The following is a 26,621-nucleotide window of genomic DNA, read 5'->3' as shown; positions in this document are numbered from 1 at the left end:
TTTGTTTTTATGTACTGTTTATTAAATGCCAGCTAAAAATCTTTGCCAGCGCTTTCTATACACATAATCATCGCTCAATCATTTGCAGAAAAATAGCGCATAACTACCCAACTTTTACCCATCTTACCTGGGTATCAGCTTAATAATGTCTTTAGATTTCTACACACCTCTATCGATAAATTACTATCTTCAGATTTTGCAGGAGGAAACTATAGTACACAAGGTGTTAAATTTAACTTCAACTGCTCAGACTAACTTTTTGTTACATACTTGTAAATTTCCCCGTCGGCTGACTTATCAAGATTAAAATATCAAGTAATTCGCACTTAGTATGAACTATTGCAATGTATAATTATTAGCGATGAAATCATTCAAATACTCGGTTAACATTGCTTCCTCTTGCGTTCTCGCCTGTATTATGGCTTCTACGGCTGCCGTAATTGCTCAACCCAAAGCTTCGCAAACCAATTTGGGAATAAAATTAACGCCAACTCAATTAAAAGTTTTGCGATCGCTAGGATTAAAAGTAGCATTACCAAGTTACGTACCTGCAAATTTTCGTGCTGACACAGTATTAGTCTCGGCTGGGCGTGAAAACGTTGATAGCTTACGTTACTTAGTTGTTTACCAAAATTTAAGTGCAGATAAATGCTTTGCAATTGAGTCAACATCTGGTGGTATTGGTGACTTACCCTCTGGGTCGCGTAGTTACCCAATAAATTCTCCGATATTTGGAAAAAGCTTTTTGGAGCTAGGATTATACGGTAATGCCAAACAACCAACATTGCTATCGCAGTGGTGGGGAGAGCAAAATGGCCCCTTTTACAGATTTGTTGGTACGGGAGTAGTACCAGAATTGTCTAATTGTACTAACATTACTCCCCAAGAAGCAGTCAAAGTTTCGCAGTCGATTCAATACTTGAATTAATCAACTAGGGCTACACCAAGATTATGATTGCACAGCTTTATAGCAGAGTGCGATAGTGAACAATGCAGCTGCGGCAAGCGCCGACACTGTACGAATGTGATTCCAGATTGTCCAGTTGGTAAGGTAGCTAGACCATAAATTCAGGCCGATGGTGCTACCCGGCTCTACTCTCGCCAACGCATCGTTGAGTGGCACATTGAATCCGATAGTCACGCCTAACGTGCCGACGAGATAGAGCAGGCTGCCAAGGAGCCAATAGGCAGAAACAGGTTGATGCCACCTTAACAGTGAAAATATAACCAGAAAAATACAAGCCGCAGCCGTTCCAAATAGCACCGTCATAAACAACGGATTGATAGCCGTGATATTGATGGATTGCATGGCAGCAAGACCCTGCGCTGGCTGGAGTCGGGCAAGGGCGTTCATTACGAAGGTCGAGAAAGCAAAGAAGACTCCAGCAATCAACCCACAGGCGAGCGCTGCCAAAAGTTCCAATGCGAAAAGCGAGTAGTCAAAAGTTGTCACAGAACCTCCTATAAATCAATCCCAACGACTTGTTAGCTCATTGACCGGAAGTATTTTTAACTTTGGTTGATTGCACTTGGCTCCATATAGATAATTTCCCAAATGTGGCCATCTAGGTCAGCAAACCCATGTGCATACATAAAACCGTGGTCTTGCGGTTCATTGTAGGTTGTTCCACCGGCAGCGACTGCAAGGCGAACCATTTCATCAACTTCTCCTCGGGTCTGGGAAGACAGACACACAAGCACTTCTGTGTTTTTTGTTGCATCACAAATTTCTTTGGGAGTAAAAGTCTGGAACTTATCGTAAGTCAATAGCATAATAAATATGTCATCGCTCACAATCATGCAGGTAGCTGTCTCGTCAGTAAATTGGGGATTAAAATTAAAGCCAAGTTTAGTGAAAAACTCCATAGACCAATTGAGGTTTTTTACTGGCAGATTTACGAAGATTTTAGTAGCCATATTTTCTCCTTTTGAAAATTCGTTGCCTGTATTAAATATCGGCAAAGCAATGCTCATATTCCGGTTGAGTCATTTCATGCAGATTGCTAGACCATTTAATCCGTGACATGAAAGACTCAAGCTTTCGTCAAGAACTCGTCGAGGCAGTCAAAGCTGGAGTTCCACCCTGCAATGACCCCCATCTCTTCATGTTTTCGGCGTTCCTCGGCAGACTCATGCATAATTCGGAGTGTGAGCTTGGTATTGCTGCCTAAATCCTCGAAAACCGCCGTCATAACTATTCCCTTTGGCAAATCAACGTTCATGACCTTTTCAAAACCTTCATCAAATTCATCACTGGTAACAATCCGTTCAAAAGGTATGATTTCGCGGAAGATGCCTTTAGCCGGGTACTCCGTGCCATCTGGGCCAATCATGACATAGCGCCATTTACCGCCCGGACAAAGATCCAGTTCAACCACCTGGGTCGTGAAGCCTTTCGGACCCCACCACTGCACTATGTGTTTCGGATCAGTCCACGCCTGAAACACAAGTTCTCGCGGCGCGTTAAAGACACGGGTAATGACGATCTCGCGTTGGGATTGAGCATCAATGGAATCATTTTTGTTGCTCATCTTGTTTCTCCTGGGTTTGTAATTCCTGTAGGTAATCATCCAGCCGATCAAGTCTCTGTTCCCAAAATTGGCGATATTGCTCAATCCAATCCGCTGCATCCTTGAGCGGTTGTGCTTTGATTTGGCAAGGTCGCCATTGAGCCTCACGCCCCCGCGTGATCAGTCCAGCACGCTCCAGTACCTTGAGATGCTTGGAAATTGCTGGAAGACTCATTTTAAAAGGCTTGGCTAACTCAGTCACCGATGCCTCACCCTTAGCGAGGTGAGCTAGAATTGCACGCCGGGTAGGATCGGCAAGTGCAAAAAAGGTGACGCTCAGTTGATCGGTAGACATTTTTATTTAACCGTTCGGTTAATTAACTAATAGTTTAAATATACTATTGAAGAATGTCAAGCATTGACTTGACCATGATTTGAATTTGGTAGCTAGCGTGAGCGGGTTACGTTCACCAGCAATAAGCGATATATCACTAGGGACTTGCAAAAAAAATATCCCATCGCTTTAAAGGCAGAGGGCAAAAGAAGAAAAGAACTTGAATTTCTTACCATAAACTCAGCAAAGTTCCCTTGCCAGACCACTAAGAAAGTCCCTTGCCTAAAACAATGTAAGCCAAAGCAATGTTTGGCAATTTTAAACCAATTAGTTGCTCAACCTAAACATGGGTGAAATCTTAGTAACCATTTTTTGATATAGTAATGCTTTGTCGAAACGCTCTCATCTCCATGTCGTCCCAGGTATTGCTCCCTAAAGCACTCCAGAAAGACCTATCTCTCACCGCTCTTGCGCCCATGCAGGATGTAACAAATCTCTGGTTTATGAAGGTCATTGCCCACTACGGCAGTCCTGATTACTTTTTCACCGAGTATTTCCGCGTGAATGATACTTCACGGCTCAATCGTAGCATTTTGGCAGCAATTACTGAAAACGACACGGGTCGCCCTGTTTTTGCTCAAATGATTGGCGAAAGCATTCCAGACTTAGTAAGAACAGCAAAGGAACTCTGCAACTATAATATCGCTGGAGTTGACTTGAACATGGGTTGTCCAGCACCTAGAATCTATCGCAAAAATGTTGGGGGTGGATTGCTACTCTCACCAGAAAAAGTGGATCGGATTTTGGAAGAACTACGGCAGGCAGTCAACGATCGACCTTTGACTGTCAAGATGCGCGTAGGCTTTGAAAATACAGATACCTTTTACGAAATTTTAGATATGATCAATCGCCACAGCATTGATTTGCTGAGTTTGCATGGTCGCACGGTGAAAGATATGTACCACGGGGCAGTGAAATATGATTTGATCGCTGAAGCGGTGAAACGAGTCGATTGTCCAGTGCTGGCCAATGGCAATATCTACTCTGCGACAACTACTCTTGAAGTGCTTTCTCAAACGGGCGCGGCAGGTGTAATGGTGGGACGCTGGGCGATCGGGAATCCTTGGATTTTTAGTCAAATTCGCCAGGCTTTGCGAGGAGAGCCGATCGCGCCCGTTCCTTTAGTGGAGGTACGCAACTATATTGATCGTTTATGGCAGACCCCAACCGCAACAAGTATGCCAGAGCGATCGCGTGTAGGCTACCTCAAAATGTTCCTCAACTACATTGCGCTGAGTGTTGACACTAAAGGTCATTTCCTGCGGCTGATGCGACAGACACAGACAGAAGTAGAAATGTTTAACCTCTGCGATCGCGTTCTCCTTGCTGATCTGACGAAAACTTTAGCCTTAGCACCATATTTAGGCGTATAACACGGGTCATTTAACTAATGTCGTTCATCAAAGTCAGGTTAAATCCCCAGTACTTCATTGATTTGCTCTGCCAGTTTCAATGGACGGAAAGGCTTGGCAAAAATAGCAGCGACATCCAAATCAGTAAAACTCTCTCGATCTGATTGCTGGAATTTGGCTGTTAATAAAATTACTGGAATTTTTTTAGTGCCAGGGTTAGCTTTCAGTTGTTGCAGAGTGGCACGCCCATCCATATCAGGCATCATCATATCTAGTAAAATGACATCAAGTGTAGAGTTGGTGGCTATATTCAACGCTTCTCGACCAGAACAAGCAGTCAACACGTTCCAACCAGCACCCATTTCTAATCCCAACTTTGCGATCGCCCGCACATCTTCTTCATCATCAACAATCAAGATATTTCTGTTCATACTGATACTTTTGCACGATCTACGTGTTGATTTGCTTGATCGCTCTTGAGATATTCTAAAGCCAGATCGGGGAAAATTAGGGGAGAATTAAGCACTTAGAAGCCGTTTATTGCAAAGCTGGTAAAGGTAACAGTACATAAAAAGTGCTACCTTTACCCAAAATGCTCTCAACCCATATTTTACCGTTATGTTGCTGGACAATATTTCGGCAAATAGCCAGTCCTAAACCTGTTCCTCCTTTGTTGCGAGAGTCGGATGCATCTACCTGCTGAAAACGCTCGAAGATTATTTGCAATTTATCTTCAGGAATTCCTCGCCCTTCATCTTGGATAGTAATCAAAAGATATTTGGGTAATGAAGGCTGATTTTCTTCAGACTCAACGCTTCTAGATTCTGAGAGAGTAGCACTTATCCATACGGTATCGCCTGGTTCAGAAAACTTAATAGCGTTGCTTAGTAAGTTAATCAGGGTTTGCAAGAGGCGATCGGGGTCTGCCCAAAGTTCAACTTCTACAGGATTTATAATCAGTCTGACTTGTAATTTATCTGCCATTGCTTGCATTGCTTCCGTTGCCATAATTAGCAAGTCTGCGGCGTTGCACTTTGTCTTACGCGTGAAGATTTTGCCCGATTTCATCCGTTCTAAATCGAGAATATCGTTTACCAAACGAATTAGGCGTTCAGTATTAGTGGTGGCAATGCTCAAGACTTTTTGCCCCTGTTCGCTCAGAGTTCCCAGTTGTCCTGAACCCAATAAATCTAATGCTCCCATTGTGGAAGTTAAAGGTGTACGCAATTCATGACTAACTAAAGAGATAAATTCATTTTCTAGACGTTTACGTTCGGTGATATCATTGGCAATTAATAAAGCACAGGGTACTCCACCTAAGTCAATCAATTCGAGAGATATCAGTATAGTTTTGAGTTCTCCAGACTTAGTAGAAAATTCAAATTCTAGATTATACAGTGATCCAGTTTCCGGCAAAAGTTGAATTGTTTGAGTGTAGACACCTAGCGGCTTGTCGTTAGACGTCGCGGTTGTGTTTTTACCCAAATTAAGTTCATTTGCGGTATCTCCAATTACTTCCTCTAAAGAATAGCCGCTCATTTTTAAGAAACTGGGATTAACATCAATAAAACGAGCTTCCGAAATTGTGGCGATCGCAATCGGATTGGGACTAGAGCGAAAAACTTTAGCAAACTTCTCTTCTGCTTTGGTGCGTTCAGAAATTTCCTGCTGCAACCGCTCATTTTGAGCTTGGAGTTGTTGTTGCAGTTTCCAAATCGTCAAGTGATTTTCAATGCGTGCTAAAACCTCTTCTAGTTGAAAAGGCTTAGTGATATAATCTACCCCGCCAACTGCAAACGCTTTCACCTTATCCAGCACATCACCCAAAGCGCTGATAAAAATTACCGGAATTTCGCGGGTGCGATCGCTTGCCTTCAGCTGTTGGCAGACTTCATACCCATTCATCTCAGGCATATTCACATCTAGCAAAATCAGGTCGGGCGGGACAGCATTTGCTCCCCGTAACCCCGTAGAACCTTTAGTTACACTCCGAACTTTATATCCCTGTTCCGTCAGCATGGCAGATAGGAGGTTCAGATTTTCTGGAGTATCATCAATCACCAGTATATCTGCTTTAGGCAAGTTGAGCGGTTCATTAGGCATGGCAATATCGACTTTAGCCAGAAAGCTACTAATTATTCCTAGAGATTTTAACCTTAGTTCAGTGTCTTAATAATCAGTTACAAAAAAATATCAATTACCCATTTATCTCCCCTAGTTCTCCCCGATTAATTTCTAATCTTACAAACATCAAATCAAGTTTGTGGCTCACACTTCCCAAATTACACAACAAGGAGTAACTTGTATGCAAAGTTCAACTATACGTAAACCAACCATTATTGCACCAGGAGAAGGTAATCAATTCTCAATTCTTGGCGGACAATTTACCATAAAAGCAACTGGTGAAGATACAAATCAAGCTTGGACAATTTATGAATTTACAGATACAGAAGGAAATGGGCCACCATTGCATACTCACCCTTGGGAAGAAGCATTTTATATTCTAGAAGGTGAACTAGATATCCAAATTGGTACAGAAACAATTTTGGCATCACCAGGATTTTTCGTTAACATTCCTCACAATGCACCACACGCCTTCAAGATTCGTTCTGCTAATGCTAAATTTTTGGTTTTAGTTTCACCTAAAGGCGCAAAAAACTTTTATGAAGAAATGGGTCAAGTAGCAGATAGTTCATCGCTAAACATGGAAAAAGTACAGCCTGTTTTGAACAAATATGGATTGCAGTTTCTTGCGTGAACCTTTCATTTGGATGCAGGGCGCACAGAGATGCGCCCCTAATGGGAATGACTATATATAAACACGCAGACTTTGCGTTATAAATCACTTTCGTTGGTAAATAAATCTATTTCTGCAAAAATCTTATGTACTCAATAACAAACAAGCAACTCTATTCGATGCCAAAAGCTGTCCTGAGTTTGGGACTCACCGCTAGCCTTGTTTTGTACGCAAGCACGAGCCAGGCGGGTAAAAACGGTACTGGAGTGCCTGCCGAACTCCAGGGCGAATGGCGGTACGGTCGAATCTCGTCTATCCAATACCAAGACAGCTACACAGGGCAGTCAGCAGCCCCAAATGGTTCAAGCGATCAATTTCAACTTGCATCTGACGGTAATTACAAGCGAAATCGGCTGCTTCAAATCAACACCTACAACTGTGCATCCAACCTTTTCATAGAGGAAAAGGGCAAAGTTAAGATTGAGGCTCAACGCCTAACTTTCCAACCTAGCGACAGCACATCCAAAGGGCAAATCTGCAATAGCAGGCGCACCTACTCCAGCCGCAATACAGCAAAGCCTGAAACTTACGAGTGGTCGATTGAGACGAACGATTACGGGCAGCAAGTTCTGGTGCTTGCAACCTCCGATGGCAAGAGTCGATCTCATTACGGGCGACCTAAGTAAGTTAATGAGCATTTAAGTTGCATAGAACCCTAATTACGCTTGATTATGCTCCCCCTATTCCCCCTGCCTCCCCTAGTTCTCCCCGATTGTTTCTTAATCTACAAAATATCGAACTGAGGTCATTCCATGATTCACCATATTTCAATTGCTGTTAGAAACCCCAGCCATGTTGCTCAAGTTCTGGCGGAAATCTTAAAAGCACAAGCTGTTCCTTTTCCTCCTAACCCAGGAAGTTATATGGTTATACCTTTTGATGAATACGGTACAGCCATTGAACTCTATCCTTTAGGCTCTCAAATTGAACCTGGTGAAAATGATGAAGAATGCGTATTTATCCGTACTGCAATTACCTCTATTTATACAGATATTCATGCAGCTATTTCTGTGCCCATTAGCCAGAAAGAAATTGAACAAATCGGTGTCCGTGAAGGTTGGCGTGTAGTGCGCTGTAACCGCGATTCTTTCTTTGATGTAATTGAGTTTTGGGTGGAAAACAGATTAATGATTGAATTGTTAACGCCAGAAATGGCATCTCAGTATTTGAAATTTGCCACTCAGCAAGAAAATCTGAAATATTTTTTGGCAGAACCAGCTTTAGCAACAAATTAATATTTAAGCGTGTAATATCATCTCCGCTTGATTGCCTATTAAACCCGAAGAACCCCACCCCGCCAAAGCTACGCTTTGTCTCCCCTCCCCGCTTGCGGGGAGGGGTTGGGGGTGGGGTGTAATGACTGTGGTTAACATAACTAATTATGCAGGCATAATATAATTTCTAGAGATTAGAACCTACAAATTACACGCTTCACTCTTTATTGGACATGATATTACGAATTATCTTCCGTTAGGTCGATAATTTCATCGAAGCAGAAGCTGCGGACTAAATGTGCCAACTTTTCTGCCAAAGCAGAATGAGTTTGGGGAATTTGCTCAATTAGTTGGAAAATCCTTTCAGCATCCACTTCAACGGCTGCTTGATTAAGTTCTGTTAACCATTTGCTAGGCATAGCGGTAATTGCAGAGCGAAGATCCAAGATGGAAGATTGAATATTCTCTAAGTTGTTGTTTGTTGCATCTTCACTGCTTTCTTCTGCACAGATATAACGCACCTGCAAATATTCAGCCATTTTCTCAAAAATCACCTGCTCCCGGAATGGCTTGCGAACCAAATCGTCACAACCTGCGGCTAAAATACTTGCCTGTTGTTCTTCAAAAGCACTTGCGGTTAGGGCAATAATCACGGTGCGGTGATTTGTAGTTATATTTCTTTCCTTAGCTCTAATCTCTTTAGTTGCATCGTAGCCGTTTATTATAGGCATCCGCATATCCATCCAAATTAGATGAGGTTGCCAAGTTTGCCACATTGCGATCGCTTCTTGTCCATTATTGGCAGCCTTAATCTCAAAGCCAATGCTACCAAGAAGTTGCACAATTAAATCGCGGTTTTCTTTGCGGTCATCCACTACCAAAACCCGGTAAGATGGTTGGTCTGCTGCCAGCTTGATCACACGTCCTTTACTTAATTTTGGTGTAGGTTTCAAAGCTGCGGCTAAATTCACTTGGATGTCAAAGCTAAAAATAGATCCTTGTCCAAGGCTACTTGTCAAGTGAATATCACCTCCCAGTAACCGCACAAATTGACGGCTAATAGTTAATCCTAGTCCAGTTCCCTCCTTGGTTTGGATACCACTTGTTGTCTGGACAAAAGGCTGAAACAGGTTATTCATTTCTTCTGGTGCTATCCCCCGTCCAGTGTCTTGGACTTCAAAGTGAAGGGATGGGGTATTGGGCATGGGGCATTGGGCATGGGCCATTGGGCATGGCATGGGGTATGAGGCAGGGGTCAATAGTTCTTCCTCCTCTACTTCCCCTGCTTCCTCTGCGCCTCTACTTTCACTCCCTGCTCCCTGCTCCCCACTCCCTAATCTGACTCGTAAGGTTACTCCCCCTGTTTGAGTAAATTTGACGGCATTACCCAAAAGGTTAATCAGGACTTGGCGGAGCTTACCTTCATCTGTCTGGATGTAACGGGGGAGATTGGCAGCCATTTCAAACTTGAGAAATAATTGCTTTGCTTGTGCCCTTACCTGGAACATCTCTTGTAATGTTTGCAACAACAGATAAAGGTCGAAGTCTTCAGGATTGAAAGTGATTTGTCCAGCCTCAATTTTGGACATTTCCAAGACATCGTTAATCAGATTGAGCAAGTGTTCTCCACTGCGGTTAATAGTAGCTAAAGATTCACGCTGATTTGATTTGAGGCTAGTATCTCGCTCCATTAATTGGGAAAAACCCAGGATGGCATTCAAAGGTGTGCGGAGTTCGTGACTCATGTTAGCCAAGAAAGCACTTTTAGCTCGGTTGGCAGTTTCGGCGGCTTCTTTGGCAATTCTCAGTGCTTCTTCTGCTTGATGTCTGGCTCGACCAATCGCAATTATTTCACCTATCAGCTTTAATAGATTCACATCCTCTTGACTCCAGGTTTTACACAAGTGAATCATCGCTGTACCGACAAATCCAACTACTTTGCCAGAGTGAAGCATGGGTACAGCAACTAAAGACTGAAACGACATTCTTTCAAATAGCTTTTTCTCTGCTGTATCAGGCGGCAGTTCTGCTACACAAGAGATTTGTATATGGTTGCCACGAAGGATAGGAGCATAAAAATAGGGAAAACTTTCAACAGGTGATCCTTTGGCAAGAGCAATCAATGGCTCGACACCTTCGCTACACCATTCATGAATGAGGTCGAATCGGCTTTGATCTTCGGATAATTCAAAGATACAGCTGTGTTCGGCACTAATAAACTGAGCGATCGCTTGAAGTGTAAAATTAATTGCTGTTTCTAAATTTTGGTCAATAAATTGCCGAGAAATACTACTGAGCAAACTTTCTGCTTGGGTACGACGTTGCAAAGCTTCTTCTGCTTGTTTGCGATCGCTAATATCACGAGCTACACCCACAATCTGAAAATTACCTTGGGCATCTTGTGTGCGGACTGCATTAGCAGTTAGCCAAACCCAGCCTTTAGTTCGATGTTTGGCGCGGTACTCAGTTCCCGAAATTCCCTCACCTGTTGCGAGGATAGTTTGGGCGGCTTCAAAACATATTGGCACATCATCGGGATGAGTAAACAATGCTAAGGAATGACCTTCCATTTCGCTGGGGGCAAATCCGGTAGTGTTCAATATATTAGGAGAAATATAGTTAAATACCCCATCAGGATTGATGACAAACAGCATATCGTTGACCTTTTCAACGATAGTGCGAAACTTTAACTCACTTTGCTGTAGGGCTGCTTCTGCTTGTTTGCGTTCCAATTCAGCACCGGCACGGGCAGCAAAGATTTTGAAAATCATTTCTCGCCCAGGATCGTGGTGCATTGGTTTGACATCTATGACACCTATATGTCCGATGATTTCCCCGGATGAACTGGTAAGAGGAACGCCAAGAAAACTTTCGGCATTCATTCTCACTAAATCTGCATCTTCGGGGAAAGCAGCTTGTACTCCTTGAGGATAGTGACATAAGTTGCCTTCCAAGGTTTCTTGACAAGGAGTACCGCGCAAATCATATTCCAAGTTATCGCCAATATCCCCGCAACACCAAAATGCCAAAGTCCGAACTTTAGTTTTTAGCTCATCACTAAACTCAGTAACTAGGGCGTATTGAACTTGCAATACCTCAGCAAGGTAACGAACGCAAGAATTGAAAAATTCATCACCTGTTTTCGCTGCTGTGCCCTCAACAATTAAGCGTAAAGCTTGTTCTTGCTGTTTGCGATCGCTAATATCTGTAAAAACAGAATCCAAACAAGATTCTTCTGCGTTGAGACGGAGTGACAACAGTACCCAAACAACAGATCCATCCAAGCGTCGCAGTGCTACTTCAAAATTGCCAACTTCCCCCTCCTCTTCTAACTCTGCTAACATCCGCTTGCGATCTTCTGGATTGACATATAAATCAGTTGTAAAATACTTGCCAACTAAGTCAGCAGCAGAGGTAAAACCTAATATTTCAGCACCACGTTGATTAGCATCGATAATCAATCCATCTTTTTGGCAGGTGCGGAAAATCCCCACTTGGGAATTTTCAAAGATGTTGCGGTATTTCATTTCACTACGACGCAAAGCTTCTTCTGCTTGCTTGCGTTCTGTAATATCGCGTCCCACACCCGCGATCGCAATTCCATCACTGGGAGTATTGATTGTCGAAGTGTTAAAGTTGAACCATCGCCAGCTGCTGTCTTTGTGTCTTAATCGCACCTCAATATCAGTCAGCTTTTCTCCAGCCACACTCCTTTGTAAGGCTGACATACTAATTGTTGAATCTTTAGGATCGACGAACTCCATCATAGAATGGCCTTCCACTTCTGCCAGGCTGTATCCTAAAATTGGAGTTACATTAGGTGAATGATAGGTAAAGGTTCCGCTTGGGGTGAGGACAAATATCAGGTCATTGGCATTTTCGATGATAGTACGGAACTTTAATTCACTCTCCTGGAGAGCTTGTTGGGCGCGTTTGCGTTCTGTGGCATCAGTGCCGACTGAAAGAATTTCGATTAAGTTTCCTTGTTCATCTAATATGGGTTTATTTGCCCAGACTATCCAGACGCGATCGCCATTTTTGCATAAGTTTTCATTTTCATTAAATAAATAGTTTTCTGGGTGTAGACAAATATCAACCATTAATGTTTGTAAATCGCGCCCAGAAGTTTCGGTTTCAGGGACAATTGTACCGACAACATTGCGTCCTGTAATCTCTTGAGTATCGAAGCCAAAAAGCTTATGACCATAGTCATTTAAATATATGATGTTACCGTTACTGTCCCAACGCAGAATGATGCAGTTAGCTGTTTGTACCAAATCGCGATACTGTACTTCGCTTTGTCGTAATGCTTCCTCAGTGCGTTTGCGATCGGTAATATTCCGCACCATTACCAAGATGTGTTGTTTGCCATTGTAAATGCAAGTCGTTCCTGTAACTTCCACATCGATCAAAGTGCCATCTTTGCGGATATCGACTGCTTGTCCATAAAATTGCCCACCAGTTCGCGTTGTTTCAAGAAACTCACGGAACACTGAATGTGAGTTTGGGTGAATGTAGGCTGATGGATGCAAAGCAATTAATTCTTCGTAAGTGTAACCATACAACTGACAAGCAGCGGGATTAAGTTCCACAACTGTTTCGGTTTCCATGTCAGTAATAAAGACTCCATCATTAATAGCTTCAAAGATAGTACGGTATTGCAACTCACTTTGTCGTAGTGCTTCTTCTGCCCTTTGGCGTTGGGTGATGTCACGGAAACTCCACACTCTACCAATAATCTGTTCGCCGATGCGCTGAGGACAGGAGTATCGCTCAAATATTCTGCCATCTTGCAGTTCTAAGCAGTCGTAACTAACTAGTTCAGGTTGTGAGTATAATTCTCGGACTCGTTGCAAAAACACACCCGGTTCTTTTAACTGATTTGCCAGATACGCCAACCGCTTAGGATGATCTGGTTCTGTCAAAAGTTCTGGTGGAATTGACCACATTTCTAAGAACTTTTGGTTGTAACTAGTGATATTACTTAAGCTATCGACTACTAAGATACCATCTTGAATCGATTCAAAGATAGCGCTTAAAAGAGATAAAGAGTTTTCTAAAGCAACTTGAGTTTGTTTGCGTTCGCTCAAATCTCGCCCTAAAACCACCAGAGCTTTGCGTCTACCATCCTGGTGAAATAGGGGAGCTTTAATCATATCTACACTGCTCACTGTCCCATCAGGCCGGGGTATAACTTCTTCTACCCGATGCACACATCCCATCTGCCAAGCTTGTTCATCTGTTTTGTCGCAGTTGATCAAAGCATCGTGATAAAAATTGCTAAATTCTGCTAGTTCTGAGTCTGTTTTACCTTGATAATCAACGCCTTGTAGCTGTAAAAATTCTAGGTTAGCCTGGTTTGATAGCAACCATTTTCCTTCACCGTTCTTCAAACAGATAATATCGGGTGTAGCGTTAATTAATGTCTGCAAACGCTCCTCAATCTCTTGCAGGGATTCTTGAGTTTGTTGTGCCAGCGTGATATCCCGAATCACCAGTATTGCACATTGATCATCACTCAGTCCGGTACAGTTACCGGAAATTTGTAGTGTTAAAGTCCGCTCACACTGCTGGAACTGGTAATTTGCTGTTTCATATTCACCATTGAGTATCCGCACATCAGGATAGACTGGTAAACCAACTGGTTGTCTTGCTTGTGCTAATGGTAGTAAGTCAGTTAGCTTTGCGCCGCAGACAGTGTTATGGGGTTGATTCACCAAACGCTCGAAGCTAGGATTGCACCATTGAATGTGTCGATCTCCTCCTACCCAGACTACAGCATCAGCGATCGCACCTAATGTTACTTCCATTTTGGTGAGGGTAGTTTGCAATTGCTTTACCTGCTCCAATTGTTTAGCGCTCATCACCAACTTCTTAACTTCTCCTGGATAGATATAACAACTTGGTATAGCGATTGTAACTTTAGTTGATTATTAGGATATTTAGCTACAGCAAAAATACATATTAGCTTCAACTTTTACAGCAATAATACAGATATCAGCATCATAGATAAGTAGAGGGAAGAAATAACGAATGCCCACTCCCCAATACCCTAATTAAACTGTGCTAAAAAATTTTTCCGTAATTGTAACTATCTCCCCTAGTTCTACCCTATTTATCTCTAAATTCAAATCAGAAAAGCAGAGAACACCGCCCAAAACAAGCGCACAATCTCTGCCGTATCAATAAGCCAACGAAAACGGGAAACAAACCTATGCTACACCAAATTAAAGAACTGCTTCAAAACACCCAACTACAACAGCAAATCAAGGCAGCAACTAACCAAGCAGAAGCTATCAAAGTGTTAGCGATCGCTAGTACAGAAAAAGGTTATAACTTCACAGTTGAAGCCATTTCTCAAATGCTGGCAGAACTTACCTTTGTGGATTCCAACGAACTAAGCGAAGAAGAATTACTCAGTGTTAGTGGTGGAATGATGGCTGACAGTGCGCCCAAGCTATGTCATACAGTTTCCTGTGGTGGCGGACACGCGGGCTGCTGCTAAGAAAAGTATGTAGCTTCTCTTTTTCTTAGCATTGTAACCTCCATCAGGTTGTTTTTCTAAAACGACTTTTTAGAGCCAGCTTTTCCAATATTTTAATTTGGATAATTTCCATACTTGATACTGAGGCTCAACGCAGAAGAAGATGCTACATAACAAATTCCCTCTTTGCTTTTACCAAGAGAAAGAGGAAACTGACTTAATAAGTATTACACCAACTTTAGGAGAACAAAACTATGTTGCCACAAATTAAAAGCCTACTCCAAAATAGCCAACTACGCGAGAATATGCAAGCAGCAGTTAGCCAAACAGAAGCCATCAAGCTGTTGCTAATTGCCAGTGCAGAAAAAGGTTATACTTTCACAGCCGAAAGCGTAGCTCAAATGCTTTCAGAACTGACCTTTGTGGACTCAAACGAACTAAGTGAAGAAGAATTACTCAGTGTTAGTGGCGGAGCAATTGCTGATAGTGCCCCCAAACTATGTCACACAGCCGGCTGTGGTGGCGGACACTGCTATCTTTCGTAATTCATACTTTTTGGTGAAATAATCCACCAAATTGCTAAGTTTGTGGTCTTTATCGGTTGGGGACTTGTACCCCAACTGATTCAATTAAGAATTACAAATTATTTTAATTATGCTTACCTAATTAGTACTTAGACGAACGCTATTGTTCTTAATGCCAACTATTAAAACGTAGATCATAATTAATACTTACCTTTTAACTCTATCATGAGGAATGCAGCTATGGTTCAACAAGTTGTTCGCTTATCCCAACAGAAAACATCAGACGATTTAAGGGCGATCGCTGCCAATGCTAGCTTTCTCTGGGAGCGTCTTGATGAAAGCAGATTTGCAATTGATGTCGAGCAAGTCAATGAACAAGAAATTAACCGTCGGCGCGATCGCTGGTGTCAAGTTGTAGCAGAAGGCAAATGGGACACTTTGCACAAACGCTTACAGTGGGAAGGACTAGACCTCGATACTGTTAGTTCCAGATTGGGAACTATCGAGTTGCTTGCCGATCAACCTTTGCCTGAGTGGGCAGAAACCTTGCAGGAAATCATTCAAACCGCTACAAAATTCGATTCTGCAACCGAACTATTTCTACCAATCGATTCACAAAATCCTATCACCTTTGAAGATATCCTTTTGCCTGCTATCTTGGTAGCCAGACAGCAATTACTGACTCGCTGCGACAGTCAATTCACCCAAGAGTGTCTTCCCTTATCGATTCTTTCCCAAGCTGCTTACAGTTCTCTAGAACGTAGTTTACTGCAACGATTAGCAGAACTTTGCACTAAAACATTAGATTTTGAATTTTCTCAAGTGCGTCCCTTTGGTCAAAACTTGCTCGGCTTACTGGGACTGGAGACACTAAACAATAACACTCACTACACCAAGTTCGTCAATCAACTCCTGGAAGATGGAATGCTGGCGTTCTTCCAAAAATATCCAGTTCTCGGTCGGTTAGTGGCAACAGCCGTCAATTTTTGGGTTGAGTTCACTGCTGAATTTATTGAACGTTTAGTTGCAGATAGGACAGATATTCAGCGAACTTTTAACGAAGCGATCGCCCCATTTTCTCAAAACAAAGTTGCCAAAATTCAAGCCTCTATTTCCGACTCGCACAAGCGCGGACGAGCGGTAATTTTGCTCACCTTTGAATCTGGACTTAAACTTGTTTATAAACCCAAAGATTTAGGATTAGAAGTTGTTTTTAATCAATTTTTGGATTGGTGCAATCAACACAGCAATCTCTTAGATTTTAAAGTCATTCAAGTACTTGAACGCAACGGTTACGGTTGGGTGGAAAATGTTGAACAGTTGCCTTGTGTTGATCAAGCAGCTGCGAAACGATTCTATCAACGTTCTGGAATGTTGTTGTGTGTGCTGTATGCCCTCAGAGCCACAGATTGCCATTACGAAAACTTAATTGCCAATGGCGAACATCTGGTGCTGATTGACATGGAAACACTTCTGCACCATGAACCGAATCTCATTGAAGACTCACCGCTTACCCAAGATTTTGAAACAACCGCCACACGACAATTTTGGGATTCCGTACTCCGCACCGGACTTTTACCGCGTTGGGACTTTAGTGGCGATCGCAGCGTCGCATATGATATTAGCGGGTTAGGTAGCACAGATCCCCGACTATCTCGCCGCAAAGTGCCGCGCTGGCAAAATATTAATACAGATAATATGCACCTGTTACCTGAGTTGGTCACGGTGCCGATTGCGAAAAATGTGCCGTTTTTGGATGGAGTTGCTCTGTCTCCAAATGATTATCAACAACAAATCAACGATGGATTTGAGCAGATGTATCGCTTTCTGATGGCGCACAAAGATTTCTTACTTTCACGCCAAAGTTTGCTGTCTGCTATGCAAAATCAGCAGGTGCGCTTTATCTTCCGCAACACCAGGATCTATGGCATCATCCTCCAAAAAACTTTGTCACCTGATCATCTCAAACATGGGGTAGATTACAGCATTCAACTCGATGTTCTCAGTCGTGCTTTTCTAGTTGCTCAGGAAAGACCAAACGCCTTTCCCGTTTTGAGCGCAGAATTACGAGCGATGGAACAATTGGATATTCCCTTCTTCACGGCTAGCGCTGTTATTGATGAACTCAGTTTAAACGGTTATCCAACTATTCCCAACTACTTCAAGCAATCCAGTTATCAAGACCTGCTCAACCAGTTACAATCTCTGGATGAAACCGACCTAGCTCGGCAAATAGCGATTATTCAAGGCTCCTTCGATGCCAAGATCGCAACCACCTCCAGCCGCCAGGGTGGGCAATGGCAAGCCCAATCGTTACCGTTGCTGAGTTCAGAACAGTTGATTGCCGAAGCCAAAGAAATCGCCACTCAACTTGAAACCAAAGCTATTTCTGACCCTGATGGAAGCGTTAACTGGATTGGTTTAGACTTTGTGCCTCGTGCCGAACGATATCAACTGCAAGTATTGAATAATTGTCTTTCTGACGGACGCTCTGGAGTTGCCTTGTTTTTAGCTGCGCTCAGTCAAGTAACTGGTGATTCCCGTTACCGTGATTTAGCATTTAGAACATTGCAATCTCTGCGCCGCCAAATCCACACCATTGACCTAGAAACTTGGCAACGCATGGCTCGTTTAATGGGCGTTGGTGGCGCAACAGGTTTAGGCTCAATGATCTATAGCCTGGTGAAAGTTAGCCAATTTTTGAAAGATGCAACTCTATTGCAAGACGCTCAAGTATTAGCCGATTTGATGACACCGGAACTAATTGCTGCGGATGAACATTTGGATATTATGAGTGGATCGGCTGGGGCAATTCTAGGGTTATTGTCCCTGCATCAAATCACAGGGGAAGCAGCCGTTTTAGAAAATGCGATCGCTTGTGGACAACATTTGCTCAACCGTCAAGTTAGCCACAATGGTGCGCCCAAAGCTTGGCATACTTTTTGGGACAAGCCCTTAACCGGCTTCTCTCATGGAGCCGCAGGTATCTCCTATGCATTACTTAGACTTTATGATGTTACCTTGGAGAGCAAGTACTTAGAAGCAGGTTTAGCAGGAATTGAGTATGAGCGTAGCGTCTTTTGCCAATCCACTGCCAACTGGCCCGATTTCCGCAGAATGGGACAATCAGGACAACCTGACTTTGCAAATAAGTGGTGTCACGGTTCAGCCGGCATTGGTTTGGGGCGTTTGGGCAGTTTGAGAATCGTGGAAACGCCGGAAATTCAACAAGAAATTGAAATTGCTCTCCAAAATACTCAGAACTTTGGCTTGCAGGCGATCGATCACTTGTGCTGTGGTAACTTCGGTAGGGCAGAAGTGCTGTTAGTCGGTGCAAAAATCTGTTCTCGTCCTGATTGGCATCAAATTGCTCACCAGAATGCAACAAATGTTGTGGCTAGAGCCAAGCGAACTGGAGCTTATCAATTGTTCCCCAACTTACCCAATTCTGTATTTAATCCCGGCTTTTTACCCGGTACATCTGGAATTGGTTATCAATTGCTGCGTCTAGCTAACAATGACTTGCCTTCAATATTGTTGTGGGATTGAGCTTGTTATTCGCATCCTGAGTGCTTGGTGGGGTGGGGTTCTTCAAGTTTAATAAGAATCAAACGGACATTATATTATACGCAAAAATCGCTTTTGACCACACCCTATTACCTGACTCAACGTTAATAGGGTATGTTTACAGCTAAGATTAATTCCTCATCCAAGGAACGCAAAGTCTTGCGCTCCTTGGATGATTTAATTTAAATTACAGATTTAAATTGGTAGCTTTCTTTTAAAGAATTGCTTTAAGATAACAGACATTAAAACTACCACCCTGTTCTAATTTTGTCTGATTTCTAATGCTTTTCCTTCCCTACAAAAAAGTTCCGATAATTCAAATCGCAATCATGCTTTAGGCGAAAAACCTTTTTTTGTATAATCCCAGTAATCCGACTACACCCAGACCAAGTAATGCCGATGACTCAGGTACAGAAGTTGTTTGTGCTGTAAAACCAGTTTCGTAAGAAATACTAGGTTGGGTAGCTGAAGTAACTGTGTAACTAGCCTCTATTTGTTGTAATCCTTCATCACCAATCGGAACCAAATAAGTACCATCTTGATCACCAGTTAACTTTTTGCCTAAATATTCTACTGTCACATCTGGAATTTGTTTTCCTTCATAAAGAACTTGAACTTTCAAGTTCTCTCCTGGTTTGACTGTAAGAGGATTCTGTAACGAGATGATTTCTAAAGGCAAATTGAATGGTTGAGCCAGAGTGTCAGACCAATCGAAAAGAGCTTTAGTATACTTCAGATAATGGCTAACGTCTTGATATTGTCCAATTTCTTGTTCGGAAATACTGCGAGATTCATCGCCTACCTTAGCATAATACCCATTATCAAAAAATCCAGTTAATGCTGCGATTTCACTATTAGAAGTTGAAGTTAGAGATAGCCCGTCTTTTTTCTGATTGATATCAAATGGAAGTATTTGTCTATTAGAATCATAAGCTGTAGCTTGCTTAAATTTAGATGTTTCGTAAGGTTCTGGGCCATCTTCTGGGTGACCAAATAAGAGATCATATTCTCCATTGTCATAATTAAACCAGATAATATGCGCTGAAACTGGTTGGATAAACAAAGGTAACATTGCCAGTGCCAATAGCAATTCTTTCCATTTTTTGGTAAACATCTAAATATTCCTAAATCAGGTGTTAAACAATTAAAACCATAATATTTAATAGCTAACAATCCCCCCATCAGGGATATTTTTTATTAAAAATAGAAGCTTTTTATTAAGAAATAAAAAATAAACTTTTTTTGTTATCTGAAATACAAAATGTTTTTCAGAATAAATATTTCGTTTAGGGTATTGGCTTTTGAGCAGAAGTCAAGTAGGAAGAAAAAGCTATAACAGAATATAGCAATCCTATTTAAAGACTTTGATGAACGTAAGTATTTGTTGGATTGAGGAACGAAAGCCAACTTTAAAAGTGAGATCGCAGTTATAGCAATCCTATCTGAGTTGTGAAAAATATAGCTAATAGAACGAACCACCATCTCTGCGAGAGGCTTCCGCCAACGCGTAGCGTTTTGTTAGAAAAAGACGAATTCTTTCCCCAAATCAATCAAACGCCGCCCAAAGGATAGACGGATCTTGGAAATCAGTACAATAGTTTGATCGTCGGAGTACCCCTGTCCGTCAAGCAAAGAGGCTGCGAACAGTTAAGATGCGTTTTAACTCAATTAACTTGACTGGTCTAAATTGAGCGATCGCTGAAGAATGAAATGTAACCAGGTGGGCAGCAAGCTTCACCAACCTAACGGAGAACAAGATGAGCAGTATTAATGTGAGCAGTAAAAATATGACACATAAGAGCGCGCTCGTTACTGGAGCATCCAGTGGAATCGGTGCCGTCTATGCTGATCGCTTCGCAAAGCGTGGTTACGATCTCGTGCTGGTAGCGCGTGACCACGCCCGAATGGAAGCTCTAGCCGAAAGACTGCGCCGGGAAACCGGGGTGGTGGTTGACATCCTTCAGGCCGATCTCACCGATGCTGGTGAACTCGCCCAGGTGGAGGAGCGGCTACGTACTGACACGCACATTAGTATCCTGGTTAACAATGCTGGTGTCAGCGCTGCCAGCAGTTTCATAGATCAAAGCCCGGATGAGGTGGCTAAAATCATCAGCCTCAACACCATAGCGCTGACGCGGCTTGCCAGCGCCGTCGCTCCACGGTTCGTCAGAGCGGGCGATGGCGCGATCATTAACATCAGTTCGGCGGTTGCCTTAGTACCGGAATTCGGTTTGACTGTCTATGGCGCAACCAAAGCCTTTGTCCTCTTCCTCACCCAGGGTCTCCACTTCGAGCTTGGTTCCAAAGGTGTCTATGTTCAGGCTGTGCTACCGGCATCAACGCAGACGGAAATCTGGGAGCGCTCAGGTTGGGATATGAATGCGCTACCGCCTGCTATGAAAGTTGACGAACTGGTGGACGCCGCCCTTGTTGGCTTTGATCGCCGCGAAACTGTCACCATCCCGTCGCTTCTCGATGCGGAGCAGTGGAACACCTTCGATGCTGCTCGCCAGAGCATGATCCCAAATTTCAACCAGGTAGATGCCGCAGACCGCTATCGCCTCGCCTCAAAACCATATGTGCGCCAGTTATCGTAACTTTTTCCCAACTGATGCCCACTGGTAGTTTACAGGAATTCGCTTGGCAAGTTCAAAATCGTAATTTTGACGAGCGAAGTCTTCACCAGAGGTGTTTTACCCCATCTGAAAAATTAATAGCTGCCTACTTTACCCCCACGTTCCTTACCAAATTTTCTTTTTTAGCCAATGGATATGATTATGACAACACTAGAGACAATGACAGGAAAAATCAACCCCCAAGAACTGACCCAAAGCAAACTACAATTGCATTATGCCGTTCAATATATTGCCGCAACGGGTGCAGCATTGGTAGAGCCTCTACCAGATTACAGCCACACCAGCATGGTATGGAATCCGGTTTTAGAAGCGTTTGTTGGATCGACTATTCGAGCAGCCCAGCCCTTTCAAATAGCACTCAACCCAGTCAGTTTCACATTACTGTTGATAGATGATCAGCATGACACGATCGCATCTTTGCCATTACATGGAAAGACAATGCTAGAAGGGTTAGATTGGCTCCAGCACGAGATTTCTAAACTCGGTATAGATGCCAGCAAAATTGTCTTTTTAGACTATCCACCTGATGACTTTCCCAATCATCCCCTTGCTCACGGAGCCTCCTTTGATGCCAGTCAAGAGGTGGAATTGCGTGAATTAGCAAATTACTACATTACCGCACATCGACTACTTCAGAAAATTGTTACGACTAACGAGAATGCCTCAGCGATTTACATTTGGCCCCATCATTTTGATATGGCAACACTAATTACACTTTCTGACTCCAAAAATGAGAGTCCATCAACAGTCGGGGTTGGATTATCGCCTGGAGACACTAGCTATCAAGAACCTTACTGGTATGTGTCTCCTTATCCGTATCCAGACACAGCCAATCTTCCTACCCTTGATGGTCAGGCTTTTTGGCATACCCAACACTGGGTTGGGGCTGTGCTGCAAGCTTCTCAATTCACTAAAAATGCTAATGCCCAAACCCAACAACAGCAGGTTGCGGCATTCTTGCATTCTGCTGTGAAAGCATCAATAACCCTGCTCAAGTCCGAGCCTTCTGCTGAAGTTTGACGATGAATGTCTTGCAAACTTGTTCTCTCTGTTCTCACCAGGTTTTGTGCCATATCTGCGCTAGAAGATTTTATCGGTTGTGTGGCTTTGTTGGATAAATAAACCCATTGAAATCAAGGGTTTGGGCGATTGAGATCCCAATAAATACTTATTCTCTGACATCTTGAGAGGCTCAAACCCTTACCCAAATTGAGACAGCAAAAGCGATCGCTTACTCTAATTCTCCCCTAGTTCTCCCCGATCGCACTTTAATCTTAGAAGTCTAGAAGACTTGAGGTTCTAGGCGCTTTCAGTAAAGAGGAGAACAATGCAACTAAAACATAGCCACATCTTTCGCCCAGAAGCCCTAGATCGCTTATCTTCACCAGAACAACTAGATCAAGCAATCCAAGTTGTCAAACCTCAAGCTTGGTTAACCCTATCTACTTTGAGTTTTGTGGTTGCTGTGGCTGGTATCTGGAGTGTATTTGGTAGAATTCCTCTCACCCTCACAGGTCAAGGTATCTTGATTAAACCGCACCATGTTGTGGAATTTCAAGCACCCAGTTCTGGCCCATTACTAACTCTAAAGGTCAAGGCGGGGGATATTATTAAACAAGGTGATGTACTAGGGATAATCGACCAATCAGCACTGAAGCAGCAACTACAACAAGAGCAAGTAAAGTTGCAACAGTTGCAAACCCAGAATCAAGAAACGGATAGGCTACAAAAGCTGCTGATTGACCAACAAATTATCACTCTTGGACAGCAAAAATTGGATTTAGAAAATAATCTGCACCGAGAGCAAAGTGCGCCCAAGTTACGCGATCAGACACAAAGAGCGATCGCTCAAAAACGTCAAAGCATTAATTCGCGCAAACAACAAATTAATTACTTACTCAAAACTCTTAAAGGACGGGTTGATAACCGTCGTCAGCTTTTTGAGCAGCATGTCATCAGCCAAGATATGCTGGTGCAAGCTGAACAGGAATATTTTAATACTCAAAGCGAACTATCAAATATTGACGTGCAACTGAAGGATCTTGAAATTCAAGAAACCACCACGCAACGAGAATATCTGGAAAATCTGAATAGAATTGACGAAATTAAAACCAAAATTAAAGATATCAATATTCAAAATACTAAACTACGCGAACAAGACCTGAAGCAATCAATTGATAAAACTAATCAAATTCAGGAAATAAAGCGCCGTATTGCCCAATTAGAACTGCAACTATCTCAAGAAAGTAGAATCATTAGCAAATACAATGGTCATATTCTAGAAGTAAGTGTTGTTCCTGGTCAAATGATGAATCCGGGTATTCGCTTGGGTTCAATTGAAGCTGAACAGCCAAATTCAAAACTTGTGAGTCTTGTTTACTTTGCTAATAAAGATGGGAAGCAAATCAAGCCAGGAATGGCTGTACAAGTGACTCCCAGCTTTGCCAAACGTGAACGCGAAGGTGGCATTGTCGGAACAATCGCAGATATTTCTTCATTTCCGGTAACTACACAAGATATTACAGCGATCGTTGGTAACAAAGAAATAGCCGCCAGTCTCGCGGGTAAAGGTGAAGGTCAGGTACAAGCTTTTGTCCAACTCCAAGAAAACCCTACATCAATAAGTGGTTACAAATGGTCATCATCTGATGGCCCAGCCTTAAAAATATCTTCCGGCACAACTACCTCTGTTCAAGTGAAAGTCGGAGAAAAAGCACCTATTTCTTATATTATTCCTATGCTACGCTCTTGGACGGGGATTTATTAAAATAATTCGTAATGGGCTACGCCCCGCTACGCTAACGTAATTCGTAATTCGTAATTCGTAATTAAATTGGGCATGGGGCATGGTTACAACTTGAAGGTTCACCATCATCAGAAGCTCAACTTTTACCCTTAGAAGCTTAACCAACGTTCAAGTCCTAATACCAATGCCTAATGCCCAATTCCCAATTCCAAAATTTAAACCAAATCGTGTCCGCACTTCTACACTTTTACAAATGGAAGCGGTGGAATGTGGTGCGGCTGCTTTAGGAATAATTCTGAGCTATTACGGTCGGATTGTGCCACTGGCTAAACTGCGTGAAGAATGCGGTGTTTCGCGGGATGGGAGTAAAGCTTTTAATATCCTCAAAGCTGCTAAAAATTATGGACTCAATGCTAAAGGTTTAAAACTATCTCTAGAAAAAGTGACAACTACCCGTCTTCCCTACATTGCCTTTTGGAATTTTAACCATTTTCTCGTGGTAGAAGGATATAGCAAAAAACGCGTCTACCTCAACGATCCTGCCACTGGTAAAAGAACAGTGAGTTGGGAAGAGTTTGATCGCGCATACACGGGTGTTGCGCTGGTGATGGAACCAGGAGGGGACTTTCAGAGGGGAGGCAAAAAAAATCACATTGTCTCAGCTTTAAGTAACCGCTTACAAAACTCATGGGGTACTATTTTATTTTGTTTGCTAGCGGGGTTATTGCTAACACTGCCTCGATTAGCTGTGCCAGCATTTTCTCAGGTATTTATCGATGAGATTTTAATCCAAGACCGACAAGATTGGTTACGACCTTTACTGTTAGGAATGCTGATCACTACTTTATTGCGGGCGTTTCTGGCTAGACTGCGGCTTACCTATCTGCGCCGATTAATGGTGAAGTTATCAGTCAGTATGTCAGGACAGTTTCTTTGGCATATCTTGCGATTACCCATCGGGTTTTATGCCCAGCGCTTTGCTGGAGAAATCAGTAATCGCATGCAACTAAATGACAAGGTTGCGGAAATACTTTCAGGGCGTTTAGCAACCACTGTAATCGATGCAGTAATGATGGTCTTCTACCTGCTGATTATGATTCAATACGATCGCTTGCTGAGTGCGATCGCAGTCAGCTTTGCTGCTATCAACATTCTTGCTCTCCTATTTTTATCGCAAACTCGCGTCGATGCCAATATGCGGCTGGCTCAAGAACATGGCAAGGTAGCTGGGGTGGCGGTTAGTGGTATCCAAACAATAGAAACAGTCAAAGCTTCTGGGCTGGAGTCAGATTTATTTGCTCGGTTTGCCGGTTATTATGCTAAAGCAGTTAACGCCGAACAGCAATTAGGTTTACAAACTCAAATTATCACTACATTACCGACGATTTTAACATCCCTGACCACAGCTTTTGTCTTGCTAGTTGGTGGTTTACAGGTAATGAATGGAAGTCTTAGTATTGGGATGCTGGTTGCCTACCAAAGTTTAACCCAGAGCTTCTTAGAACCAGTTAATAGCCTCGTCAATTTTGGCAGTACTTTGCAAGATTTAGAAGCTGACTTCAACCGTCTTGATGATGTGCTTCAAAATTCCGTTGATTCAGAAGTGGAGGAGAGCAGGGGGGCAGGGGGAGCTAGGAGAGAAATTACTTCTTCATCTCTCTGGCAATTACAGGGTAACATTGAGTTACGGAATGTCACTTTTGGCTACAGTCCTGTAGAACCTCCGTTAATTGAGAATTTGAGCTTGAGTATCAAGCCAGGACAAAGGATAGCGCTGGTGGGGGGAAGTGGTTCTGGTAAATCTACAATTGCCAAATTAATTTGCGGTCTTTATCAGCCTTGGGATGGGGAAATCTGCTTTGATGGTGTAGAGCGATCGCAGATTAAACGTTCTGTCCTTGCTCATTGTTTGGCAATGGTTGAACAGGATATCTTTTTATTTGCGGGGACTGTGCGAGAAAATATCACTCTTTGGGACTCTACTATGCCAGAAGCTGATTTGGTGCAGGCTTGCCAAGATGCAGCTATTCATGATGCGATCGCATCTATGCCTGGAAAATATGATTTTGAGTTGATTGAGGGCGGCATGAATATTAGCGGTGGGCAACGCCAACGTTTAGAAATTGCCCGCGCTTTGGTGAGAAATCCCGCAGTATTAGTACTTGATGAAGCAACAAGCGCTCTAGATGCCCAAACAGAACTGATTATTAATCGCAATTTACAACAGCGTGGTTGTTCCTGTATTGTAGTAGCCCACCGCCTTAGCACAATTCGCGATTGTGATGAAATTATTGTGCTAGAGCAAGGTAAAATCGTGCAGCGTGGCACTCATGAGGAATTATGGCAGCAAGGCGGAACTTATGTCCGCTTACTTCACGCGGTAGAGGCATAGTTGAG

20 protein-coding genes are annotated in these 26,621 nt (G+C 42.8%); 12 read left to right on the top strand and 8 right to left on the bottom strand.

The window, feature by feature from the left end; translation table 11 throughout:
- Positions 1–361: 361 nt before the first annotated feature.
- Complete coding sequence (locus H6G96_RS17800) at positions 362–928, top strand: hypothetical protein (protein WP_190912681.1); 567 nt, start codon at positions 362–364, stop codon at positions 926–928.
- Between the two features lie 21 nt (positions 929–949).
- Here H6G96_RS17800 and H6G96_RS17795 read toward each other — a convergent pair whose 3' ends face one another.
- Genes H6G96_RS17795 through H6G96_RS17780 form a run of 4 tightly spaced genes read right to left on the bottom strand, consistent with a single transcriptional unit; the run spans position 950 to position 2,865 of the window.
- Positions 950–1,453 (bottom strand): anthrone oxygenase family protein, encoded by a 504-nt coding sequence (locus H6G96_RS17795; RefSeq protein WP_190912680.1) that lies wholly within the window; start codon positions 1,451–1,453, stop codon positions 950–952.
- Between the two features lie 56 nt (positions 1,454–1,509).
- Complete coding sequence (locus tag H6G96_RS17790; protein WP_242063306.1) at positions 1,510–1,974, bottom strand: VOC family protein; 465 nt, start codon at positions 1,972–1,974, stop codon at positions 1,510–1,512.
- Between the two features lie 59 nt (positions 1,975–2,033).
- Positions 2,034–2,531, bottom strand: coding sequence for an SRPBCC domain-containing protein (locus H6G96_RS17785; RefSeq protein ID WP_190912679.1), 498 nt, complete (start codon positions 2,529–2,531; stop codon positions 2,034–2,036).
- On the bottom strand, positions 2,515–2,865 hold the full coding sequence (locus tag H6G96_RS17780; RefSeq protein ID WP_190912678.1) for a metalloregulator ArsR/SmtB family transcription factor: 351 nt from the start codon (positions 2,863–2,865) through the stop codon (positions 2,515–2,517). Before H6G96_RS17780 ends, H6G96_RS17785 begins: the two co-directional genes overlap by 17 nt.
- A gap of 389 nt (positions 2,866–3,254) precedes the next feature.
- On the opposite strand from H6G96_RS17780, the gene H6G96_RS17775 reads away from it, so the two are divergent.
- On the top strand, positions 3,255–4,277 hold the full coding sequence (locus H6G96_RS17775; RefSeq protein ID WP_190912750.1) for a tRNA-dihydrouridine synthase family protein: 1,023 nt from the start codon (positions 3,255–3,257) through the stop codon (positions 4,275–4,277).
- Positions 4,278–4,315: 38 nt separating this feature from the next.
- On the opposite strand, the gene H6G96_RS17770 is transcribed toward H6G96_RS17775, so the two are convergent.
- Positions 4,316–4,687: a response regulator gene (locus tag H6G96_RS17770; protein WP_190912677.1), complete on the bottom strand. Its 372-nt coding sequence runs from the start codon at positions 4,685–4,687 to the stop codon at positions 4,316–4,318.
- Between the two features lie 106 nt (positions 4,688–4,793).
- A complete protein-coding gene (locus H6G96_RS17765) occupies positions 4,794–6,359 on the bottom strand; it encodes an ATP-binding protein (protein WP_190912676.1) in 1,566 nt (521 codons plus the stop codon).
- A gap of 202 nt (positions 6,360–6,561) precedes the next feature.
- On the opposite strand from H6G96_RS17765, the gene H6G96_RS17760 reads away from it, so the two are divergent.
- The 3 genes from H6G96_RS17760 (at position 6,562) to H6G96_RS17750 (ending at position 8,288) form a co-directional block, all read left to right on the top strand.
- Positions 6,562–7,014 (top strand): cupin domain-containing protein, encoded by a 453-nt coding sequence (locus tag H6G96_RS17760; protein WP_190912675.1) that lies wholly within the window; start codon positions 6,562–6,564, stop codon positions 7,012–7,014.
- Positions 7,015–7,172: 158 nt separating this feature from the next.
- A complete protein-coding gene (locus H6G96_RS17755) occupies positions 7,173–7,679 on the top strand; it encodes a hypothetical protein (protein WP_242063305.1) in 507 nt (168 codons plus the stop codon).
- Positions 7,680–7,805: 126 nt separating this feature from the next.
- Positions 7,806–8,288: a hypothetical protein gene (locus H6G96_RS17750; protein ID WP_190733752.1), complete on the top strand. Its 483-nt coding sequence runs from the start codon at positions 7,806–7,808 to the stop codon at positions 8,286–8,288.
- Between the two features lie 218 nt (positions 8,289–8,506).
- Here the strand turns inward: H6G96_RS17750 and H6G96_RS17745 are convergent, their stop codons facing one another.
- On the bottom strand, positions 8,507–14,131 hold the full coding sequence (locus tag H6G96_RS17745) for a PAS domain S-box protein (protein WP_190912673.1): 5,625 nt from the start codon (positions 14,129–14,131) through the stop codon (positions 8,507–8,509).
- Positions 14,132–14,481: 350 nt separating this feature from the next.
- Here H6G96_RS17745 and H6G96_RS17740 point away from each other — a divergent pair, with 350 nt between their 5' ends.
- From H6G96_RS17740 to H6G96_RS17730, 3 genes are all read left to right on the top strand, one after another.
- Positions 14,482–14,772, top strand: coding sequence for a Nif11-like leader peptide family RiPP precursor (locus H6G96_RS17740; RefSeq protein ID WP_190912672.1), 291 nt, complete (start codon positions 14,482–14,484; stop codon positions 14,770–14,772).
- Between the two features lie 233 nt (positions 14,773–15,005).
- Positions 15,006–15,296, top strand: a complete 291-nt coding sequence (locus tag H6G96_RS17735; RefSeq protein WP_190912671.1) for a Nif11-like leader peptide family natural product precursor — start codon at positions 15,006–15,008, stop codon at positions 15,294–15,296.
- 219 nt (positions 15,297–15,515) lie between these two features.
- Positions 15,516–18,824, top strand: coding sequence for a type 2 lanthipeptide synthetase LanM family protein (locus H6G96_RS17730; protein ID WP_190912670.1), 3,309 nt, complete (start codon positions 15,516–15,518; stop codon positions 18,822–18,824).
- Positions 18,825–19,176: 352 nt separating this feature from the next.
- Here H6G96_RS17730 and H6G96_RS17725 read toward each other — a convergent pair whose 3' ends face one another.
- Positions 19,177–19,956, bottom strand: coding sequence for a DUF4198 domain-containing protein (locus H6G96_RS17725; RefSeq protein WP_190912669.1), 780 nt, complete (start codon positions 19,954–19,956; stop codon positions 19,177–19,179).
- Between the two features lie 643 nt (positions 19,957–20,599).
- On the opposite strand from H6G96_RS17725, the gene H6G96_RS17720 reads away from it, so the two are divergent.
- The 4 genes from H6G96_RS17720 (at position 20,600) to H6G96_RS17705 (ending at position 26,616) form a co-directional block, all read left to right on the top strand.
- On the top strand, positions 20,600–21,439 hold the full coding sequence (locus tag H6G96_RS17720) for an SDR family oxidoreductase (RefSeq protein ID WP_199339585.1): 840 nt from the start codon (positions 20,600–20,602) through the stop codon (positions 21,437–21,439).
- Between the two features lie 180 nt (positions 21,440–21,619).
- Positions 21,620–22,498 carry a hypothetical protein gene (locus H6G96_RS17715; RefSeq protein ID WP_190912668.1) on the top strand — a complete coding sequence of 293 codons (879 nt, stop codon included), beginning with the start codon at positions 21,620–21,622 and terminating at the stop codon, positions 22,496–22,498.
- 307 nt (positions 22,499–22,805) lie between these two features.
- On the top strand, positions 22,806–24,245 hold the full coding sequence (locus H6G96_RS17710) for an NHLP bacteriocin system secretion protein (RefSeq protein ID WP_190912667.1): 1,440 nt from the start codon (positions 22,806–22,808) through the stop codon (positions 24,243–24,245).
- A gap of 163 nt (positions 24,246–24,408) precedes the next feature.
- Positions 24,409–26,616, top strand: coding sequence for an NHLP family bacteriocin export ABC transporter peptidase/permease/ATPase subunit (locus H6G96_RS17705; RefSeq protein WP_190912666.1), 2,208 nt, complete (start codon positions 24,409–24,411; stop codon positions 26,614–26,616).
- Positions 26,617–26,621 lie beyond the last annotated feature (5 nt).

Origin of the sequence: Nostoc sp. FACHB-892 (assembly GCF_014698795.1) — a bacterium.
GTDB lineage: Bacteria > Cyanobacteriota > Cyanobacteriia > Cyanobacteriales > Nostocaceae > Nostoc.
Note: the sequence above shows the minus strand (reverse complement) of the source record. Positions and strands in the feature narration are given on the sequence as shown.

What these genes read in the sequence shown, in the direction of transcription:
- H6G96_RS17800 (WP_190912681.1), top strand. Translation starts at nt 362, where the DNA reads ATGAAATCATTCAAATACTCGGTTAACATTGCTTCCTCTTGCGTTCTC.
- H6G96_RS17790 (WP_242063306.1), bottom strand. Translation starts at nt 1,974, where the DNA reads ATGAGCATTGCTTTGCCGATATTTAATACAGGCAACGAATTTTCAAAA.
- H6G96_RS17785 (WP_190912679.1), bottom strand. Translation starts at nt 2,531, where the DNA reads ATGAGCAACAAAAATGATTCCATTGATGCTCAATCCCAACGCGAGATC.
- H6G96_RS17780 (WP_190912678.1), bottom strand. Translation starts at nt 2,865, where the DNA reads ATGTCTACCGATCAACTGAGCGTCACCTTTTTTGCACTTGCCGATCCT.
- H6G96_RS17775 (WP_190912750.1), top strand. Translation starts at nt 3,255, where the DNA reads ATGTCGTCCCAGGTATTGCTCCCTAAAGCACTCCAGAAAGACCTATCT.
- H6G96_RS17770 (WP_190912677.1), bottom strand. Translation starts at nt 4,687, where the DNA reads ATGAACAGAAATATCTTGATTGTTGATGATGAAGAAGATGTGCGGGCG.
- H6G96_RS17765 (WP_190912676.1), bottom strand. Translation starts at nt 6,359, where the DNA reads ATGCCTAATGAACCGCTCAACTTGCCTAAAGCAGATATACTGGTGATT.
- H6G96_RS17760 (WP_190912675.1), top strand. Translation starts at nt 6,562, where the DNA reads ATGCAAAGTTCAACTATACGTAAACCAACCATTATTGCACCAGGAGAA.
- H6G96_RS17755 (WP_242063305.1), top strand. Translation starts at nt 7,173, where the DNA reads ATGCCAAAAGCTGTCCTGAGTTTGGGACTCACCGCTAGCCTTGTTTTG.
- H6G96_RS17750 (WP_190733752.1), top strand. Translation starts at nt 7,806, where the DNA reads ATGATTCACCATATTTCAATTGCTGTTAGAAACCCCAGCCATGTTGCT.
- H6G96_RS17745 (WP_190912673.1), bottom strand. Translation starts at nt 14,131, where the DNA reads ATGAGCGCTAAACAATTGGAGCAGGTAAAGCAATTGCAAACTACCCTC.
- H6G96_RS17740 (WP_190912672.1), top strand. Translation starts at nt 14,482, where the DNA reads ATGCTACACCAAATTAAAGAACTGCTTCAAAACACCCAACTACAACAG.
- H6G96_RS17735 (WP_190912671.1), top strand. Translation starts at nt 15,006, where the DNA reads ATGTTGCCACAAATTAAAAGCCTACTCCAAAATAGCCAACTACGCGAG.
- H6G96_RS17730 (WP_190912670.1), top strand. Translation starts at nt 15,516, where the DNA reads ATGGTTCAACAAGTTGTTCGCTTATCCCAACAGAAAACATCAGACGAT.
- H6G96_RS17725 (WP_190912669.1), bottom strand. Translation starts at nt 19,956, where the DNA reads ATGTTTACCAAAAAATGGAAAGAATTGCTATTGGCACTGGCAATGTTA.
- H6G96_RS17720 (WP_199339585.1), top strand. Translation starts at nt 20,600, where the DNA reads ATGAGCAGTATTAATGTGAGCAGTAAAAATATGACACATAAGAGCGCG.
- H6G96_RS17715 (WP_190912668.1), top strand. Translation starts at nt 21,620, where the DNA reads ATGACAACACTAGAGACAATGACAGGAAAAATCAACCCCCAAGAACTG.
- H6G96_RS17710 (WP_190912667.1), top strand. Translation starts at nt 22,806, where the DNA reads ATGCAACTAAAACATAGCCACATCTTTCGCCCAGAAGCCCTAGATCGC.
- H6G96_RS17705 (WP_190912666.1), top strand. Translation starts at nt 24,409, where the DNA reads ATGCCTAATGCCCAATTCCCAATTCCAAAATTTAAACCAAATCGTGTC.